19 protein-coding genes are annotated in these 17,253 nt (G+C 72.5%); 6 read left to right on the forward strand and 13 right to left on the reverse strand.

All coding sequences use genetic code 11. The features are described 5' to 3' along the window. Positions 1-4: 4 nt before the first annotated feature. The 3 genes from ACIBTV_RS01640 to ACIBTV_RS01650 are packed head-to-tail and all read left to right on the forward strand — an operon-like array spanning position 5 to position 1,952. Positions 5-319: a DUF2516 family protein gene (locus tag ACIBTV_RS01640; RefSeq protein WP_091594630.1), complete on the forward strand. Its 315-nt coding sequence runs from the start codon at positions 5-7 to the stop codon at positions 317-319. Beyond that, complete coding sequence (locus tag ACIBTV_RS01645) at positions 316-1,203, forward strand: alpha/beta fold hydrolase (RefSeq protein ID WP_396701277.1); 888 nt, start codon at positions 316-318, stop codon at positions 1,201-1,203. Before ACIBTV_RS01640 ends, ACIBTV_RS01645 begins: the two co-directional genes overlap by 4 nt. 11 nt (positions 1,204-1,214) lie before the next feature. After that, a complete protein-coding gene (locus tag ACIBTV_RS01650; protein ID WP_396701279.1) occupies positions 1,215-1,952 on the forward strand; it encodes an alanyl-tRNA editing protein in 738 nt (245 codons plus the stop codon). 25 nt (positions 1,953-1,977) lie between these two features. Here ACIBTV_RS01650 and ACIBTV_RS01655 read toward each other — a convergent pair whose 3' ends face one another. Then, positions 1,978-2,604 (reverse strand): CGNR zinc finger domain-containing protein, encoded by a 627-nt coding sequence (locus tag ACIBTV_RS01655; RefSeq protein WP_396701281.1) that lies wholly within the window; start codon positions 2,602-2,604, stop codon positions 1,978-1,980. 65 nt (positions 2,605-2,669) lie between these two features. Between ACIBTV_RS01655 and ACIBTV_RS01660 the strand changes: the two genes are divergently transcribed. Both ACIBTV_RS01660 and ACIBTV_RS01665 read left to right on the forward strand, forming a co-directional pair. Beyond that, positions 2,670-3,119, forward strand: coding sequence for a VOC family protein (locus ACIBTV_RS01660; protein ID WP_396701283.1), 450 nt, complete (start codon positions 2,670-2,672; stop codon positions 3,117-3,119). Positions 3,120-3,177: 58 nt separating this feature from the next. Further along, positions 3,178-4,092 carry an SDR family oxidoreductase gene (locus ACIBTV_RS01665; RefSeq protein WP_396701284.1) on the forward strand — a complete coding sequence of 305 codons (915 nt, stop codon included), beginning with the start codon at positions 3,178-3,180 and terminating at the stop codon, positions 4,090-4,092. Here ACIBTV_RS01665 and ACIBTV_RS01670 read toward each other — a convergent pair. From ACIBTV_RS01670 to ACIBTV_RS01690, 5 genes are read right to left on the reverse strand one after another with little or no spacing between them, the layout of a single operon-like run. Beyond that, a complete protein-coding gene (locus ACIBTV_RS01670) occupies positions 4,083-5,102 on the reverse strand; it encodes a helix-turn-helix transcriptional regulator (RefSeq protein WP_396701286.1) in 1,020 nt (339 codons plus the stop codon). The genes ACIBTV_RS01665 and ACIBTV_RS01670 overlap by 10 nt on opposite strands. A gap of 24 nt (positions 5,103-5,126) precedes the next feature. Then, a complete protein-coding gene (locus tag ACIBTV_RS01675; RefSeq protein ID WP_396701288.1) occupies positions 5,127-5,762 on the reverse strand; it encodes a response regulator in 636 nt (211 codons plus the stop codon). After that, positions 5,759-7,030: a sensor histidine kinase gene (locus tag ACIBTV_RS01680; protein ID WP_396701290.1), complete on the reverse strand. Its 1,272-nt coding sequence runs from the start codon at positions 7,028-7,030 to the stop codon at positions 5,759-5,761. The genes ACIBTV_RS01675 and ACIBTV_RS01680 overlap by 4 nt, the downstream gene beginning before the upstream one ends. Positions 7,031-7,040: 10 nt before the next feature. Then, on the reverse strand, positions 7,041-7,775 hold the full coding sequence (locus tag ACIBTV_RS01685) for an ABC transporter permease (protein ID WP_396701292.1): 735 nt from the start codon (positions 7,773-7,775) through the stop codon (positions 7,041-7,043). A gap of 10 nt (positions 7,776-7,785) precedes the next feature. Beyond that, positions 7,786-8,694, reverse strand: a complete 909-nt coding sequence (locus tag ACIBTV_RS01690) for an ABC transporter ATP-binding protein (protein ID WP_396701294.1) — start codon at positions 8,692-8,694, stop codon at positions 7,786-7,788. 124 nt (positions 8,695-8,818) lie between these two features. Here ACIBTV_RS01690 and ACIBTV_RS01695 point away from each other — a divergent pair, with 124 nt between their 5' ends. Next, positions 8,819-9,640 carry an EI24 domain-containing protein gene (locus ACIBTV_RS01695; protein WP_396701296.1) on the forward strand — a complete coding sequence of 274 codons (822 nt, stop codon included), beginning with the start codon at positions 8,819-8,821 and terminating at the stop codon, positions 9,638-9,640. A 38-nt stretch (positions 9,641-9,678) separates the two neighbouring features. Here the strand turns inward: ACIBTV_RS01695 and ACIBTV_RS01700 are convergent, their stop codons facing one another. The 7 genes from ACIBTV_RS01700 to ACIBTV_RS01730 all read right to left on the reverse strand — a co-directional run bounded on the left by ACIBTV_RS01700 (position 9,679) and on the right by ACIBTV_RS01730 (position 17,202). Next, a complete protein-coding gene (locus ACIBTV_RS01700; protein ID WP_396701298.1) occupies positions 9,679-10,584 on the reverse strand; it encodes a GNAT family N-acetyltransferase in 906 nt (301 codons plus the stop codon). Positions 10,585-10,631: 47 nt separating this feature from the next. Further along, positions 10,632-11,639: a LacI family DNA-binding transcriptional regulator gene (locus tag ACIBTV_RS01705; RefSeq protein WP_396701300.1), complete on the reverse strand. Its 1,008-nt coding sequence runs from the start codon at positions 11,637-11,639 to the stop codon at positions 10,632-10,634. A gap of 17 nt (positions 11,640-11,656) precedes the next feature. Beyond that, positions 11,657-13,039, reverse strand: a complete 1,383-nt coding sequence (locus ACIBTV_RS01710) for a GH1 family beta-glucosidase (RefSeq protein ID WP_396701302.1) — start codon at positions 13,037-13,039, stop codon at positions 11,657-11,659. After that, entirely contained in the window at positions 13,036-13,869 is an 834-nt protein-coding gene (locus ACIBTV_RS01715) for a carbohydrate ABC transporter permease (RefSeq protein ID WP_396701304.1), read from the reverse strand. Before ACIBTV_RS01715 ends, ACIBTV_RS01710 begins: the two co-directional genes overlap by 4 nt. Further along, positions 13,866-14,870 (reverse strand): carbohydrate ABC transporter permease, encoded by a 1,005-nt coding sequence (locus ACIBTV_RS01720; RefSeq protein ID WP_396701306.1) that lies wholly within the window; start codon positions 14,868-14,870, stop codon positions 13,866-13,868. Before ACIBTV_RS01720 ends, ACIBTV_RS01715 begins: the two co-directional genes overlap by 4 nt. A 69-nt stretch (positions 14,871-14,939) precedes the next feature. Further along, complete coding sequence (locus ACIBTV_RS01725) at positions 14,940-16,244, reverse strand: ABC transporter substrate-binding protein (RefSeq protein ID WP_396701308.1); 1,305 nt, start codon at positions 16,242-16,244, stop codon at positions 14,940-14,942. Between the two features lie 196 nt (positions 16,245-16,440). After that, on the reverse strand, positions 16,441-17,202 hold the full coding sequence (locus tag ACIBTV_RS01730) for a maleylpyruvate isomerase family mycothiol-dependent enzyme (protein ID WP_396701310.1): 762 nt from the start codon (positions 17,200-17,202) through the stop codon (positions 16,441-16,443). Positions 17,203-17,253 lie beyond the last annotated feature (51 nt).

The following is a 17,253-nucleotide window of genomic DNA, read 5'->3' on the forward strand; positions in this document are numbered from 1 at the left end:
CGTCATGGCCAACGCCGCGCCGCTCTTCGCCTTCGAAGTCCGCTCCGTCATCGAGCTGATCCTTCTCGTCTTCGCGCTGATCATTCAGGGCGTCGCGCTGGTGCACGCCATCACCCAGCGATCCGACGCCTTCGCCGCCATCGGCACCCTGCCGAAGGGCGGCTGGATAGCCATCCTGGCGGTCTGCCTGGTGCTGACCCTGCTCGGTTTCGGCCCGATCAGCCTCTTCGGACTGATCGGCATCGCCGCCGCGCTCATCTACCTGCTGGACGTCCGCGTCGGCTTGCGCGACCTGAGCGACGGCAAAGGCTTCTGGTGAGGGGTTTCCGCTGGCCGCCCCCACCGGACGGCGGTCCCCGCACCTGGGGTCCGGGCCCGGGGGCACCGCGGACCGGCCGGCCGGCCCTGCCCGAGCCGGAGACCGACCTGGTCACCACGCCCCACGGCGTACGCCTGGAGCGGCTGGTCACCGGCGCCGGTGACCCGGTCACGGTGTTCGCGCACGGGCTCGGCAACGGCATCGCCACGACCCGCCCGTTCGGCAGCGGGGTCACCGGTCGCCGCGTGTTCTTCCAGTTCCGGGGGCACGGCCGCTCGGACGCGCCACCCGGGTCGTGGGACTACGCCGACCTGGCCCGCGACCTGCGGGCGGTCGCCGACCTGGAGGGTGCCGGCCGAGCCTTCGGCGCGAGCCTGGGTGCGGGGGCGCTCTGCCGGCTGCTGGTCGAGAGTCCGGAGCGCTTCGACCGGCTGGTCTTCTTCCTGCCCGCCGTGCTCGACCGGCCGCGCGGCGAGGTGGCCCGGCAGCGGCTGACGGCGCTGCTGGAGGCGGTGCAGAGCGGTGACGCGTCGGCGGTCGCGGAGGTCGTCTCCGTCGAGTTGCCGCCCGCGGTGCGCAACACGCCGGCCGGGTGGGCCTACCTGCGTCAGCGCCTCGACCAACTGCTCCGCGACGGGCTGGCGTCCGGGCTGGCGAGCCTGCCCGAGCAGGTGGCGGTGCCGAGCACGGACGCGCTCGCCGCGGTGACCGCGCCCGCGTTGGTCATCGGCTGCGCCGGCGACGACCTGCACCCGGTGGAGGTCGCCGAGCAACTCGCGGCCGCCCTGCCCGCCGCCACGCTGCACGTGTACGACCGGCCGGGCGTGCTCTGGTCGGAACGCGCCGACCTGCGTACCCGGATCTCCTCGTTCCTGAACGAGTAACGTGCGCTGACATGGGCGTCACACACCACGGCCGGACGCACCGGCTCGACCTCGCCGACCCGACCTTGCGGGAGTGGGAGTGCACGGTGCTGCACGCCGACCCGGAGCAGGGCATCGTGCTGGACCGGTCGGCCTTCTACCCGGGCGGCGGCGGCCAGCCGCCGGACCACGGGGTGCTGCTCTGGCAGGGCGTACAGACCCGGATCGTCGGCACCCGCAAGGGCGACGACCTGTGGCTGATCCCCGCCGAGGGTGATCCGCTGCCGCCCGCTGGCACGACCGTGACCGGTGCGGTGGAGGACGAGCGGCGCACCCGGCTGATGCGGACCCACTCGGGGCTGCACGTGCTCTGCGGTGTGGTCTTCCGCGACTTCGGCGCGCTGGTGACCGGCGGCAACATGGAGCCGGGTGAGGCGCGGATGGACTTCAACCTCCCCGAGGTGCCACCGGACTTCAAGACCCGGATCGAGGAGTTGGTCAACGCCGAGGTCGCGGCCGACCGGGCGGTCGCGGTGCGGGTGCTGCCCCGGGTGGAGGCGCTGGCCCTGCCGGACATCATCCGCACCCAGTCGAACCTCATCCCGCCGGACGAGCAGGAGGTCCGGATCGTCGACATCGTCGGTCTCGACGTGCAGGCCGACGGCGGCACGCACGTCGCCTCGACCGCGCAGATCGGCAAGGTGCAGGTGGTCAAGGTGGAGAGCAAGGGCCGGGCCAACCGGCGGGTCCGCGTCCGTCTGGCCGACTAGGACAGCCAGGACGGCGGGCCGAGGCTCAGTCGGTGGCTCGGCGGGCGCGCAGCGCCCGGACCTTGTGCCGGTTGCCGCACCGGTCCATCGAGCACCATCGGCGCTGCCCGGGGCGTGAGATGTCCACGAACACCAGGTGACAGTTGTGCGCGCCGCACTCGCGGATCCGGTCGGCGTGCGGGCCGCTGAACAGGTCGACGGCGTCGCGGGCGACGGTGGCGAGCACCTGCCCGCCCCGCGCCGGCAGCCATCGCCGCGTGCCCTCGGCGGTCAGCTCGGGGGCCAGGGGCTCACCGGCCGCGATCTCGTTGAGCGTGGCGAGGTCGGCGGGGGTGGCCTCGAAGTCGGCGGGGTCGTCGGTCGGCGGCCGGCCGCCGGTCCGGGTGCAGGCGAGGCGCCACAGGGCGTCGCGCAGCCGTCGGGCGGTGGCCAGGTCGTCGGCGTCGACCCGCACCCGCGCCGGGTCGAGGCGCAGCCGGGACAGCTCCAGCCAGGCGGCCAGGTCGTCGGGCCGGTGCAGGGCCTCGTAGCGGCGGCCGAGCGGGCCGGGGCCGCCGGTGGTGAGGAGTTCCAGGCAGAGAGCGCCGGGGTCGAAGCGGAATCGGGTGCCCGAGAGGGAGACCAGAGTGAGTCCACTTGCGCCGTCCGTCATGTAACCACTATAAACAGTTACAGAGGCGGTCCGCACGGGTGGTCCGCGGTCGGAGGTGAGCACGGATGGCCCTGCACTGGAAGCTCGTCGTCGACTGCGCGGACGCGATCCCGCTGGCCCGGTTCTGGGCGGCCGCCCTCGACTACGAGGTGGAGGACAACAGCGACCTCATCGACCGGCTGGTCGAGATGGGCGCGGTCGGGCCGGAGGCGTACGTCGACATCGACGGCCGGCGGGCGTTCCGCGAGCTGGCCGGCATCCGCCACCCGGACGACCCGGTCGATCCGGACAGCGGCATCGGTCTCGGCCGGCGGCTGCTCTTCCAGGCCGTCCCCGAGCCCAAGCGGGTCAAGAACCGGCTGCATCTCGACCTGCACGTCGGCCCCGCCGACCGGGAGGTGACGGTGAAGCGGCTGACCGGGCTGGGCGCCACCGTGCTGGCGGAGGTGGATGAGCGGGGCAGCCGGCACACCACGATGGCCGACCCGGAGGGCAACGAGTTCGACGTGCAGTGAAAGACGTGCGGTGAAAATCTGACGTCGGCTGTCAGCTATCGCTGGCAGGCTCGGCGGCATGACGAAACCGCTGACAGGAAAGGTCGCCCTCGTCGCCGGGGCGACCAGGGGCGCGGGCCGGCAGATCGCCGTGCAGCTCGGCGCGGCCGGCGCCACGGTCTACGCGACCGGGCGCAGCAGCCGGGCGGGCCGCTCCGAGCTGGACCGGCCGGAGACGATCGAGGAGACCGCCGAGCTGGTCACCGCGGCCGGCGGTGAGGGCATCGCGGTCCGGGTCGACCACCTCGTCCCCGAGCAGGTGCGCGACCTGGTCGCCCGGATCGACGCCGAGCGGGGCCGCCTCGACGTGCTGGTCAACGACATCTGGGGCGCCGAGCCGCTGATCACCTGGGAGAAGCCGGTGTGGCAGCAGCCGCTGGACGCCGGCTTCCGTACCCTGCGGCTGGCGATCGACACGCACATCATCACCAGCCACTTCGCGCTCCCGTTGCTGACCCGTCAGCCCGGCGGCCTGGTGGTGGAGATCGGCGACGGCACGAAGGCGTACAACGACGAGAACTATCGGCTCTCCCTCTTCTACGACCTGGCCAAGGTGTCGGTGAACCGGCTGGCGTTCAGCCAGGCGCACGAGCTGGAGCCGTACGGCTGCACGGCCGTCGCGCTGACGCCGGGCTGGCTCCGGTCGGAGTTGATGCTGGAGATCTTCGAGGTCACCGAGGAGAACTGGCGCGAGGGCGCGGCGAAGGACCCGCACTTCGTCATGTCGGAGACGCCGGCCTTCGTCGGGCGGGCGGTCGCCGCCCTGGCCGCGGACCCGGACCGGGCCCGCTGGAACGGGCAGTCCCTCGATGCCGGCGGGCTCGCCCAGATCTACGGGTTCACCGATCTCGACGGCACCCGGCCGCACTTCTTCCGCTACCACGAAGAGGTGATCAAGCCGGGCCGGCCGGCCGACGACACCGGCTACCGCTGAGCCGCGCCCGCGTCGTCGGTGTCGGCATCCGCGTCGGCCGTGTCCGCGTAGAGCGCCGCCGAGCGTACCGCCGCCTCGGCCATCCGCCGCCGCAGCTCAGGCGGGTCGAGCACCTCCACCTCCGGCCCGAGCGAGAGCAGCTGGGCGTACGCCACCTCGACGGACTCGACGGGCAGCCGTAGCACCACCCGGCCCTGCCCGTCGGGCCCCTCGGCGGCGGCGACCGCCTCGTCGTACACGAAGGGGGCGTCGGCGAGGTGGCGTAGCCGGCGCAGGCCGGCGGGGCTCAGCCGGACGGTCACCTCGGCCCGGAGCATGTTCCGGAGAAACGCCTCGCCCTGCTCCCGCCAGTACCCGGCCAGGTCGAAGTCCTCGTCCCGCTCGAAGGTCGCCGCCCCGACCTCCACGCCGGTGACCCGGTCCACCCGGTAGGTCCGATGGTCGTCGCCGACCCGGCCGACGAGATACCAGACCCCGCTCTTCAGCACCAGCCCGTAGGGCCGCAGCTCGCGGGTGACCTCCCGGTCTCCCCGCCGGTAGCGCAGCCGCACCTCCCGGTCCCGCCAGACCGCGCCGGCCAGCTCGGTCAGCCAGGCCGGGGGTGCGGCCTCCCGGAACCAGCCCGGCACGTCCAGGTGGAACCGCTGACCGGTGCGGGCGGAGGCGTCGCGCAGGCTCGGCGGCAGCGCGGCGAGCACCTTCAGCTCGGCGGCGGCGACCGCGTCGGCCAGACCCATGTCGCCGGCGGGCCCGGGCACCCCGGCGAGGAACAGCGCCTCCGCCTCGTCCCGGGTCAGCCCGGTCAGCCGGGTCCGGTAGCCGCCGAGCAGCCGGTAGCCGCCCGCCCGGCCGCGATCGGCGTAGACGGGCACCCCGGCGGCTGAGAGCGCCAGCACGTCCCGGTAGACGGTCCGCTCGGAGACCTCCAGCTCCCGGGCCAGCTCGGCCGCGGTCATCGTCTCCCGCGACTGGAGCAGCAACACCAACGAGATCAGCCGGGACGCCCGCACCCGTCCATCCTGCCCCGGGCCTGCTCACCGCCCGCCGGGGGTGAGCAGGCCCCGGTCGTACGCCACGGCGACCGCGGCCGCCCGGTCGTTGACCCCGAGCTTCGCGTACACGTGCAGCAGGTGGGTCTTGACGGTGGCCTCGCTGATGAACAGGCGGGCCGCCGCCTCCCGGTTGGAGGAGCCCCGCGCGACCAGGGTCAGCACCTCCAGCTCCCGCTGGCTCAGCGGCTCCTCCGCCGGGGCCCGGAGCCGCCCCATCAGCCGCCCGGCCACGCTGGGCGCGAGCACCGACTCGCCGCGTGCCGCCGCCCGCACGGCCCGGACCAGCTCCTCGCGCGGCGCGTCCTTCAGCAGGTATCCGGTCGCGCCGGCCTCGATCGCCGGCAGCACGTCCGCGTCCGTGTCGTACGTGGTCAGCACCAGCACCTTCGCCGGGCTGCCGGAGCGGGCCAGTCGGCCGATCGCGGTCACCCCGTCCATTCCGGGCATCCGCAGGTCCATCAGGACGACGTCGGGGCGCAGCGACGCGGCCAGGGCCAGCGCCTCGGCGCCGTCGGCAGCCTCGCCCACCACCTCGAAACCCGGGTCGCCGGTGAACATGCCGCGTAGCCCGTCCCGCACGACCGGGTGGTCGTCGACGATCAGCAGCCGTACGGTCACGCGGCACCTCCCGGGAGCGCGGGGACGGACGCCGAGACGGCGGTGCCGCCGCCCGGCTCGGACTCGACCGCCAGCTCGCCGCCGACCCGGGTGACCCGCTGCCGCATGACCGTGAGGCCGTACCCACCGTCCGGCCGACGCGGCCCGGGCAGGTCGCGCGGGTCGAAGCCGACCCCGTCGTCCCGCACGTCCAGGGTGACCACGTCCTCCATGTACGACAGGGTCAGCCCGACCCGGGACGCCTTGGCGTGCCGGCCCACGTTGGCCAGCGCCTCCTGTGCCGCCCGCAGCAGGGTCACCTCGATCTCCGGGTGCAGCGGCCGGGCGTTGCCGGTCACGCTCACCTCGACCCGTACCTCGTTGATCGCCTGCCACCGCCCGGTCAGCTCGGCGAGCGCGTCGGGCAGCCGGGCGGACTCCAGCGCCTCCGGACGGACCGCCCGCACCGAGCGCCGCGCCTCGCGGAGACTCTCCCGGGCCAGCGTGACGGCCATGTCCACGTGCCGCTGCCAGTCGGCGTGCCGGTCCCGGGCCTGCCCTGCCGCCTCCAGCTGCGTGATGATGCCGGTGAGCCCCTGGGCGAGCGTGTCGTGGATCTCCCGGGCCATCCGTTGCCGCTCGTCGGTCACCCCGGCCTCGCGGGCCTGGGTGAGCAGCTGGGCGTGCAGCCCCTCGTTCTCCCGCATCGTCTCCGCCAGCCGGCGGTTCGTCTCGGCCAACTCCACGACCAGTCGTTTGCGGTTGGTGTTCTGCCGATCGGTGACCGTGCCGAACCAGGTCACGCCGCCGGCGACGCCCATGTTGAACAGCACCAGCACCGACCAGAGCAGCCAGTGCGCCCCGGACGAGGGAAGGCCCCCGCCCTGGGCGGTGCCGAGCAGGACGGCCGTGGCGGCCACACCGACGAACCGCCACCTGCCGTGCAGCGCGAGGAACGAGTGCAGGAACCCGACCCAGGCGAAGAACCCGTACCACGGGCTGTCGAGCACCAGCCCGGCGGCGAGCGCGAGCAGCCCGACGTAGTAGACCGCCATCAGCCTGCGGCGGGTCGCCCAACCGGGGTGCAGGTTGACGAACCAGGCGACCCAGCACGCCGTGGCCGCGGCGAGCAACGGGTCGGGGACGAGCGACAGACCGGTCGGTGCCGGCGCGGCGGCGGTGAGCAGGGCGCCGACGGCCAGGCCGACGTACGGCAGCACGCGGTGGAGCGTCACCTCGCGCGACTCCCACGCGGCCAACCGGTCGACCTGCTCGGCGGTGCTGCTCATCGGTCGCTGCTCACTCCCAGCGGAACAGTTTCGCGGCTACCGCGCCGGCGGTCACCCCGACCACGGCCATTATCCCCAGGTGCAGCGGCCGTGGTGGATCTCCGGTCCAGGCGTCGAGCAGCGCCTGCACCCCCGGCGGAGTGTAGTCGCCGACCCGGGCCAGGAAGTCCGGGAGCAGGAACCGGGGGAGGTAGACCCCGCCGAAGAACATGACGACCAGGAAGAGCGGTACGGCGAGCGCCTGGGCAGCCCTCGTCGTCCGGCCGACGGCGGCGATCAGCAGGCCGAGCGCCAGCAGCGCCGCCGTGCCGAGGACGAAGGCCGCGGTGAAACCGAGCGGGTGCCGGGGCAGCGGGACGTCGAACGCCAGCCGGGCGACCACGATGAGCAGCACCGCGCTGGCCAGGATCCCGGCCAGGGCCAGCACCAGTTGCGCGGCGAGCAGCGCCGCCGGATGCGCCGGGGTGGTCGCCAGCCGACGCAGCACCCCGCGCTCGCGGTAGGTGGCCAGCACGGTGGGCAGGATGTTCACCCCGACCATCGCGAGCGTGACCACCAGCAGGGACGGGGCGAAGTAGCTGACGAAGGTCTGCCCGTCGAAGGTCGGGTCGGGCCTGCGCAGCGTGGGGATCAGCCCGAGCACCACCAGGATGAGCGTGGGCAGCCCGACGGTGAGCAGCAGGGTCGGCAGGTCGCGCAGGTAGAGCCGAGCCTCGATCTTGAGGATCTGGCCGAAGGCGTGCATCGTCTTCCTCTCAGTCGGCGGGCCGGTGCCCGGTCAGCTCGACGAAGGCGTCGTCCAGCGTGGACTGCTCCAGCCGCAGGTCGGCGGCGACGATCCCGCTGCGGGCGAGCACGGCGGTGACCGCGTGCAGCAGGTCACCCGTGCCGGTCACCACGAGTTGGGTGCCGGAACGGGTCACCCCGCTCACCTCCGGCAGCTCGGTGAGCAGCCGGTCGTCCACCGGCGCGGACGGCCGGAATCGCACCCGCTGCTCGGGGGCCACGGTCGACACCAGACCGGCCGGCGTATCGAGCGCGACGACCCGGCCGGCGTCGATCACCGCCACCCGGTCGCAGAGCCGCTCGGCCTCCTCCATGAAGTGGGTGACCAGCACGACCGTCACGCCACGGTCCCGGATCCGCTCGACGAGCCCCCACGTGTCCCGCCGGGCCTGCGGGTCCAGCCCGGTGGTCAGCTCGTCCAGAATGGCGATCTCCGGGTTGCCGACCAGCGCCAGGGCGACCGAGAGCCGCTGCTTCTGGCCGCCGGAGAGCTTGCGGTATGGCGTGTCCCGCTTCCCGCCGAGGCCCAGCTCGTCGATCAGCCGGGCCGGGTCGGCCGGGTCCCGGTAGAAGGAGGCGTACAGCTCCAGGGCCTCGCCCACCCGGAGCCGGTCCGGCAGCTGACTCTCCTGGAGCTGCACGCCCACCCGATGCCGGAGCCGGCTCGCGTCCCGGCGGGGGTCGAGCCCGAGGACCGACACCCCGCCCCCGTCGGGGACCCGCAGCCCGGCCAGGCACTCCACGGTGGTGGTCTTGCCGGCGCCGTTCGGGCCGAGGACACCGAAGATCTCCCCGGCCGCCACGGTGAACGACACATCGTCGACGGCGACCAGGTCGCCGTATCTCTTGTGCAGGTTGGTCACCTCGATGACCGGCATCGCCCCACCCTTCGCCGCTGCCTCGTACCTGTTCAGCGTGGTGGCGGCGGGCCCACCGCGAATCGACCGACCGGGATCGGACCTTGCCGGCGTCGGTTGACACCGGCGATCCACCAACCGGTTGATGCGCCGTCAACAACTAGGCTCTGCGGTCGTGGACGTGTCCAGCATCGCCAAGCCGGTGACCGGGGCCACCGGCCGCTTCTTCGCCGGAGTCGGTCTGCTGCTGCGCGGCATCGGCCTCTATGTGCGCAGCCCCGGTCTCATGCTGCTCGGCGTGGTGCCGGCGCTGATCTCCGGCACGCTCTTCGTCAGCGCGTTCGCCGCCCTGATCTGGTTCGTGGACGACCTGGCCGCACTGGTCACGCCGTTCGCCGACGACTGGTCCGGCACGTGGCGCGGCCTGGTCCGGGTGGTCGCCGGGCTGGCGTTCCTCGGGCTGGGCGGGCTGCTCGGCGTCCTGACCTTCACCGCGGTCACCCTGGTCATCGGCGACCCGTTCTACGAGAAGATCTCCGAGCGGGTCGAGGAGCGGCTGGGCGGCACACCGGGCGCGGTGGACGTGCCGTTCTGGTCGTCGCTGCGCCGCAGCCTGGCCGACTCCGTACGCCTCGTGGCCCTCTCCGTGCTGGTCGGCATCCCGCTCTTCCTCGCCGGGTTCATCCCGTTCGTCGGTCAGACCGTCGTGCCGGTCATCGGCGCGGCCGTCGGCGGCTGGTTCCTCGCCGTGGAGCTGGTCGGCGCGCCCTTCTACCGGCGGGGGATGCGCCTGCCCGAGCGCCGGGCCCTGCTGAAGGCGGACCGGCCCACCGCGCTCGGGTTCGGGGTGGCGGTGTTCGTCTGCTTCCTCATCCCGCTCGGCGCGGTGCTCCTCATGCCGGCCGCGGTGGCCGGCGCGGCTCTGCTCGCCCGCCGCTCGCTCGGCCAGTCCATCCAGGAGAGCTGACGGAAATCATCATCCTGGCCGAGGGCTTCGGCCGACGGTCAGGTCAGTTCGGCGAGGCAGGACCACTGGGCGGCCACCGGCCGGTAGCCGAGCCGCTCGTTGATCGCCAGCATCGGCGCGTTCGCCTCGTCGTTCGACGTGTACGCGATCCGCACCCCGCCGGCCGCGGCCCGGTGCAGCGCCGCCCGCTTGGCCAATCCGGCGAGGCCACGCCCGCGGTGCCCGGGCAGGGTGCCGGTGAAGTCCGACCACATCCGGTCGCCGTCCCGCTTGACCACGCTGAACGCGACCAACTCGCCGTCCAGTTCGGCGGCGGTGCTGGCGGCCTTGTCCAGGCCGAGGTTGTGCCAGACGTCGTGCTGCCACGTCTCGTAGCTGATCGTGTCGGCGGCCACGTCGCCCGGCTCGTCGGCGGCCGTCGCGATCTCGGCCCGGTAGAGCCGGTGTGGGTCCAGCTCGGCGAACGGCAGCAGCCGTACGCCCGCGGGAGCCGTCGGCATCGGCGGCGCGGGGCGCAGGTCGAGCATCGAGTAGCGCAGCTCCCGGCTCGGCGTGAAGCCGTGCCGGTGGGCGAACGGCAGCGCGTCCGACAGCGCCCAGGTGCGGACCCGGCGTACGCCGAGGGGGCGGAGGTGACGCAGCGCCTCGGCCAGCAGCGCGTCCCCGATGCCCCGGCGGCGGTGGTCGGGGTGCACGTGCAGCAGCGAGACCTCGCCGAAGTCGGGCTCGGAGGTGCGGATGTTGAGGTACGCCGACACCCAGCCCACCACCTGGTCGTCGACCTCGGCGACGAACGCCGTCCACTCCTCGCCGGCGGGCGGTTCGGCGATCATGTGTCGGGTCGACGCCTCCCCCCGCACCAGATACGGGTAGACGAGGGCGCGCAGCGCCACCACGGCGGGCGCGTCGTCGGGCGTGGCGGTGCGGATCAGTGGCTCAGGCATCGCGTGAGGCTACCGATCGGACCGGCACGGGTTCGACCGATTTGCCGTCAGGCGGAGTCGCGCAGGATCAGCTCGGTGGGGAGCATGAGCGACGGCTCGACGGTCTCGCCGGCCGCGATCCGGAGCAGCTGCCGGGTCATCTGCCGGCCGATCTCCTGGATCGGCTGCCGGACGGTGGTCAGCGGCGGCTCGGTGTAGGCGGCGGTCTCGATGTCGTCGAAACCGATCACCGCCACGTCGTCCGGGACCCGTCGCCCGGCCTCGCGCAGCGTACGCAGCGCGGCGTGCGCCATCAGGTCGGACGCGGCGAAGACGGCGTCCAGCTCCGGGTCCTCGTCGAGCAGGTGCCGCATCGCCGCCGCCCCGGACTCGCGCGTGAAGTCCCCGGTGGCCACCCGCTGCGGCAGCCCGGCCTCGGTCATCGCCTTCCGGTAGCCGGTGAGCCGTTCGATGCCGGCGACCATGTCCTGCGGCCCGGCGATCGTGGCGATTCGGCGTCGGCCGCCGGCCACCAGGTGTCGTACCGCCGCGGTGACCCCGCTGACGTGGTCGACGTCGACGTACGGCACCGGGACCTCGCCGAGCGGCCGGCCGCTGCACACCACCGGGATGCCCAGCCGGGCGAGAGTGCCGGGCAGCGGGTCGGCCCCGTGCAGCGAGGCGAAGAGCACGCCGTCGACGTGCCGGCCGGTGGTGTAGCGCTCCACCCGGGCGTGCCCGGCCGGCGAACCGGCCAGCATCAGCACCAGCTGCTTGTCGGCGGCCTCCAACTCCTGGCTGACGCCCCGGATGATGCCGGGGAAGACCTGGTCGTCGGAGAAGACCCGGGTGGCCGCCTCGGGCATGACCAGCGCCACCGAGTCGGTCCGCTGGGTGACCAGGCTGCGGGCGGCGAGGTTCGGCACGTAGCCCAGCTCGGCCACCGCCCGATGGACCGCCTCCCGGATCGGCTCCGCGACCGTGGTGGAGCCGTTCACCACCCGTGAGACGGTGGCCCGGGAGACCCCGGCCCGCCGGGCCACCTCTTCGAGCGTCGGCCGCTGCGCCGTCGTCATCGCCGTTCCCCCGCTCGTCACAGCCCGTTCCGGGAGATCACCTCCTGGTACCACCGGGCGCTGGACTTCGGTGTGCGGCGCTGGGTCAGGTAGTCGACGTGCACGATCCCGAACCGCCTGCGGTAGCCCTCCGCCCACTCGAAGTTGTCCAGGAACGACCATACGAGATAACCCCGGAGATCCACCCCCCGGGAGATCGCCTCGTGCGCGGCGCGCAGGTGGCCGTCCAGGTAGGCGATCCGGTCGTTGTCGACGACCGGGCCGGGGCCGTCCGGGGGCTCGGTGCCGGGCTTGTCCGGGTAGGCGGCGCCGTTCTCGGTGATCAGCAGCGGCACGCCCGGGTAGTCGGTCGCGATCCGTTCCAGCAGCCGGGTCAGCCCGGCCGGCTCCACCATCCAGCCCATGTCGGTGAGCGGTCCGGTGGGCGGGAGGAACTCCACCGCGCCGTCGGTGCCCGGGTACGCGCCGCCGCCCCCGGCGCCGTCCGGCCGGCCGGCCACGTAGGTCGGCTGGTAGTAGTTGACCCCGAGCAGGTCGATCGGTGCGGCGATCAGCTTCTCGTCCCCGTCGCGCAGGAACGTCGGCTCGACGATCCGAGCGACGTGTTCCAGCACGTCGGTCGGGTAGCCGCCGGCCAGCAGCGGGTCCAGGAAGATCCGGTTGTGCAGCCCGTCGACCAGCCGTACCGCCGCGGCGTCGGCGGCGCTGGACTCGTCGGCGGGGCGTACGTCGGCCGGGTTGAGGGTGATGCCGACGGTGCGCGCGCCGGCCGCGCGCAGCGCCCGGGCCGCCAGGCCGTGCCCGAGCAGCAGGTGGTGTACGGCGGTGAAGGCCGCCCCCGCGTCCTGCTCGCCGGGGGCGTGCAGGCCGTTGCCGTAGCCGAGGTAGGCCGAGCACCACGGCTCGTTGAGGGTGGTCCAGACGTCGACGCGGTCGCCCAGTCGGCCGTGCACGGCCGTCGCGTAGGTGGCGAAGTGCTCGGCGGTGTCGCGGTTGGTCCAGCCGCCCCGGTCACCCAGGCTCTGCGGCAGGTCCCAGTGGTAGAGCGTGACGATCGGGTCGATGCCCCGGGCCAGCAGGGCGTCCACCAGCCGGTCGTAGAAGTCCAACCCGCGGGGGTTGACCGGGCCGGTGCCGTCGGGCTGGACGCGCGGCCAGGCGACCGAGAAACGGTAGGCGGCGAGCCCCAGCTCGGCCATCAGCGCCACGTCCTCGGCGTAGCGGTGGTAGTGGTCGCAGGCGACGTCCCCGGTGTGCCCCTGGTAGACCTTTCCCGGCGTACGGCTGAAGGTGTCCCAGATGGACGGGCCGCGACCGTCGTCGTGGGCCGCGCCCTCGATCTGGTAGGCCGCGGTGGCGGCGCCCCAGAGGAAGTTCTCGGGAAATCGGAGCTCCGTCACGCCTTGACCGCACCTTCCATGATCCCGCCGATGATCTGGCGGCCGAACAGGACGAAGACCAGCAGCAGGGGCAGCGTCGCGATGGCGGTCCCGGTGAACACCTGCGACATGTCCTGGTAGTAGCCGTCGGACAGGGCCCGCAGGGAGAGCTGAACGGTCGGGTTCTCCGGGTCGTTGAGCACAGCGTACGGCCAGAGGAAGTCGTTCCAGGTGGTCATGAAGGTGAGCAGCCCGAGCACCGCGGCGGCCGGGCGCAGCGCCGGCATGACCACGTTCCACCAGATCCGGGCCGTGCCGCAGCCGTCCACCCGGGCGGCCTCGATCAGCTCGTCGCTGACCGCCTGGCCGGCGTACTGCCGCATCATGAAAACCCCGAACCCGGTGACGAGCGCGGGGACGATCACGGCGGGCAGCCGGTCGTTCCAGTTCAGCTTGGTCATCATCAGATAGAGCGGGATCACGCCGAGCTGGGTGGGCACCATCATGGTCGCGATGATCACCAGCAGCAGCGCGTTGCGGCCCCGGAAGCGCAGCTTCGCGAAGGCGAATCCGGCGAGGCTGGAGAAGAAGACCACCGACACGGTCACCGTGGTCGCCACGACGGCCGAGTTGATCAGGCCGGTCAGGAAGTACGCGTCGGTGTTGGCGAAGAGGCGGCTGATGTTCGCGCCGAGGTTGCCGCCCGGGGTGAGCGGCGGCGGCACCTGGCCCATCGCGTCGCTGGAGCGGCTGGCCACCACGAACATCCAGTAGATCGGGAAGATCGAGGTGAGCGCGGCGAGGACCAGGGCCCCGTACGTCAGCGGGCTGGCCCGCCACAGGCGGCTCATCGCAGGTCTCCCTTCCGGGCCCGGCTCACCGGCGTACTTCCGCCGAGCCGACGGATGATCAGTACGTTGACGGCCGCGACGACGGCGATGAGGGCGAAGAGCAGCCAGGCGACCGCGGAGCCGTAGCCGAAGTTGTAGTGCGGCGCGAAGGCGTTCTCGAACATGTACATGGTCACGGTCTGTGATTCGCGCAGTGGTCCACCCCGGATCGGGTTGGTGCCGGAGTGGAAGAGCCGGGGCTCGGTGAAAAGCTGGAGCCCGCCGATGGTGGAGATGATGACGCAGAAGATGATCGTCGGCTTCAGCAGCGGCACGGTGATCGACCAGAACTGCCGGGCCCGGTTGGCGCCGTCGATGGCGGCCGACTCGTACAGGTCGCGGGGGATGGCCTGCATGGCGGCCAGGAAGATCAGCGCGTTGTAGCCGGTCCACCGCCAGTCGACCATGGTCGAGATGGCCACCCAGGAGGCGACCCGGTTCGACTTCCACTCCACGGGGCCGACCCCGATCAGGTCGAGCAGCCAGTTGGCCATGCCGAACTCGCGGCTGAAGATCACGCCGAACACGATCGCCACCGCGGCGGTGGAGGTCACGTTGGGGATGAGCACGCTCATCCGCCAGCCGGTGCGGAACCGGAGCATGCGGTTGAGCAGGTTGGCCAGCCAGAGCGCGGCCAGCAGCTGCGGGACGGTCGAGATGACGAAGATGCCGAGCGTGTTGACGACCGCGTGCCAGAAGTCGGTGTCGGCCAGCAGCCGGGTGTAGTTCTCCGCCCCGACGAACGGGTGGTCGCTGCCGAGCAGGTCCCAGTCGTGCAGCGAGACCCAGAAGGTGTAGGCCAGCGGGTAGACCCCGAAGACGGCGAAGATCAGGAAGAACGGCGCGATGTAGAGGTACGGCGAGAGCCGCGTGTCGAGCCGGCTGAACCGGCCTCCCGGTGGCCGGCGTCGGCTGCCGGGCGCGGGTGCGGCCGGCGGGCGGGCGTCGAGCTGGACGGTCATGCCCGGGCACTCCTTTCCGCGGTGCGGGCGGGTTCCGGTGCCCCGGAGCCCGCCCGCACGCTGGCTCGGCTACTTGTCGGCGGCCTTCTTCGCGTTGGTCACCGCGTCGGTCCAGCCCTGCTCGGGGCTGCGCTGCCCCAGGTCGACGGTGCGTACCGCGTTCTCCACCTCGGTGCGTACGGCCTGGTTCTTCGGGCCCATGTAGACCGGCTTCAGGTTCTTCGCGCCGGCGGCGAAGATCTGGCCGACCGGGGCCCCGGACAGGTACGCGTTGGTCGCGTTCGCGATGGCCGGGTCGTCGAGGGCCTGCGGCGACGAGGGCAGCGGGCCCTTGGCCTTGAACGCGCCGATCTGCCCCTGGGCGCTGGTGAGGAACTTGGCCAGCTCGATGGCCTCGGCCTGGTGCCTGCTCTGCTTGGGCACCGCGAGGAACGACCCGCCCCAGTTGCCACCGTTGCCGGGCACCTTGGCGATGTCCCACTTGTCCTTGGCGGCGGGGCCGGCGTTGCCCTCGATGACGCCGGTCATCCAGGCGGGGCAGGCGATGGTGGCGAACTTCGACTGCTTGAACGCGGAGACCCACTCCTCCGACCAGGAGCCGTACTTGCCGGAGAGGCCGGAGTCGATGATGTCCATCGTGGTGTCGTAGGCCTGCTTCACCGCCGGATTGCTGTCGACGACCAGGTTGTTGCTGGTGTCGTAGTAGCTGTAGCCCGTGGTGTTGCCGGCGGTCTGGAGCAGGATGGTGTTGAAGGTGTTGGTGGCGCCGTCCAGGAACGCCGCCCCGGTGTTCGCGGCCTTGAACTTCTCGCCGGTGGCGATGTAGTCCTGCCAGGTCGGCCAGAGCTTGGACACCTCGTCACGCTCGGTCGGCAGGCCGGCCTTGGCGAAGAGGTCCTTGCGGTAGCACATCGCGATGCCGCCGACGTCGGTGCCGAGCCCGATCAACTGCTTGCCGTCGGCGGTCAGCCCCTGGTTCCACTTCCACTCCAGGAAGTTGCCCTTGAGTTCGGCGGCGCCGTGGTCGAGCAGGTTGACGAAGTTGCCCGGGTTGGCCTTGTACTCGACGAGCAGCCCCTCCTCGATGGCGACGACGTCCCCGGCGCCCTTGCCGGCCGCCAACCACTGGGTCAGCTTCGGCGAGTATTCGTCGAGGTTGCTGCCGGTGCCCCGCTCGACGATCTTCACGTTGGGGTGGGCGGCCATGTACTCCTGGTAGAGCTGTTCGTAGCCGAACTGGCCGAACACGTCGACGGTCAGCGTGATCGGACCGTCCTCGCCGGCGTCGTCACCGCCGCACGCGGTGGTGGCGAACAGGGCGGTCGCGGCGACGAGGGTAACCGCCGCGAGGCGGCGGCGCGGAATGACACCCATCTCTTTGTGACCCCTCTCAGGTCGGGCGGGTGGTGGGGGACGGATCTGAGAGAGCGCTCTCACGACAGGGTGGTGTGCGCCACGCCCGCTGTCAAGAGAGCGCTCTCATCACGTTCCGCCCGGTTCCACCCCGGACACGCGAAGAGGGGCCGCTCCGGTGGGAACGGCCCCTCTGCGAGGTTGGAGTGGGGGAGGGTCAGCGGGGTAGCAGGCCGTTCAACAGGCTCGGGTCACCGGCGACGTCCAGGGTGTCGAAGCTGACCCGACCCCAGAGCGCCAGCAGCAGGTCGCTCGCGGTGCCGCTGACCTGCACCCGCGCGTGGTGGTCGTCGTGGTCGAGGATGGTGTCCGTGTCCAGCAGCGCGACCCCCTCCCCGCGCAGCCGCAGATACCAGGACTGCGCCGCGTCCACCGCGGAGAGCTGCACCACACCGTGCCACTGGCCGGGATCGCGTCGCCGGCCCGCCGGCAGCCAGGTGTCCAGCACCTCGCTCACCCCGTCGGCCGCGAGCTTCGCCTCGATCGGCTCACCCGCCGCGATGGCGAGCTGGGCGTCCCAGCGGTGCACCGCGGTCTCGTGCGCCATGCGACGCGGCCAGAAGCCGGCCCGCTTCGGCTGCGGCGCCCAGTTCCACGCCGGAGCCTCCGGGTCGAGACCGTCGAACAGGGTCATCAACCGGTCGTACCCCTGCTGCCAGTAGTCCAGCGGAGAGACGCCGGGGGGCGTCTCGACCTGTTGCGGCCGGGCCGGCGGCGCGGTGGTCAAGCCGGATCCGGCGACGGCGCAGACCCAGTGGTAGATGCCGCCGAGGTGCCGGGTCAGGTCGGCGACGGTCCAGCCGGGACAGGAGAGGACGGGTGTCTCCGGCGGCGCCTCCGCCACCGCCGCCGCGAAGGAGGGGCCCTCCGCCCGCAGCGCACCGATCCAGAAGTCCTTCGTGCCGTGCAGTCTGCTCATCGCCATCCTCCCGGGGGTGACCCGGCCACCAGTGGGTGCCGCGGCTACCCC

Source organism: Micromonospora sp. NPDC049366, from assembly GCF_044466625.1.
GTDB lineage: Bacteria > Actinomycetota > Actinomycetes > Mycobacteriales > Micromonosporaceae > Micromonospora.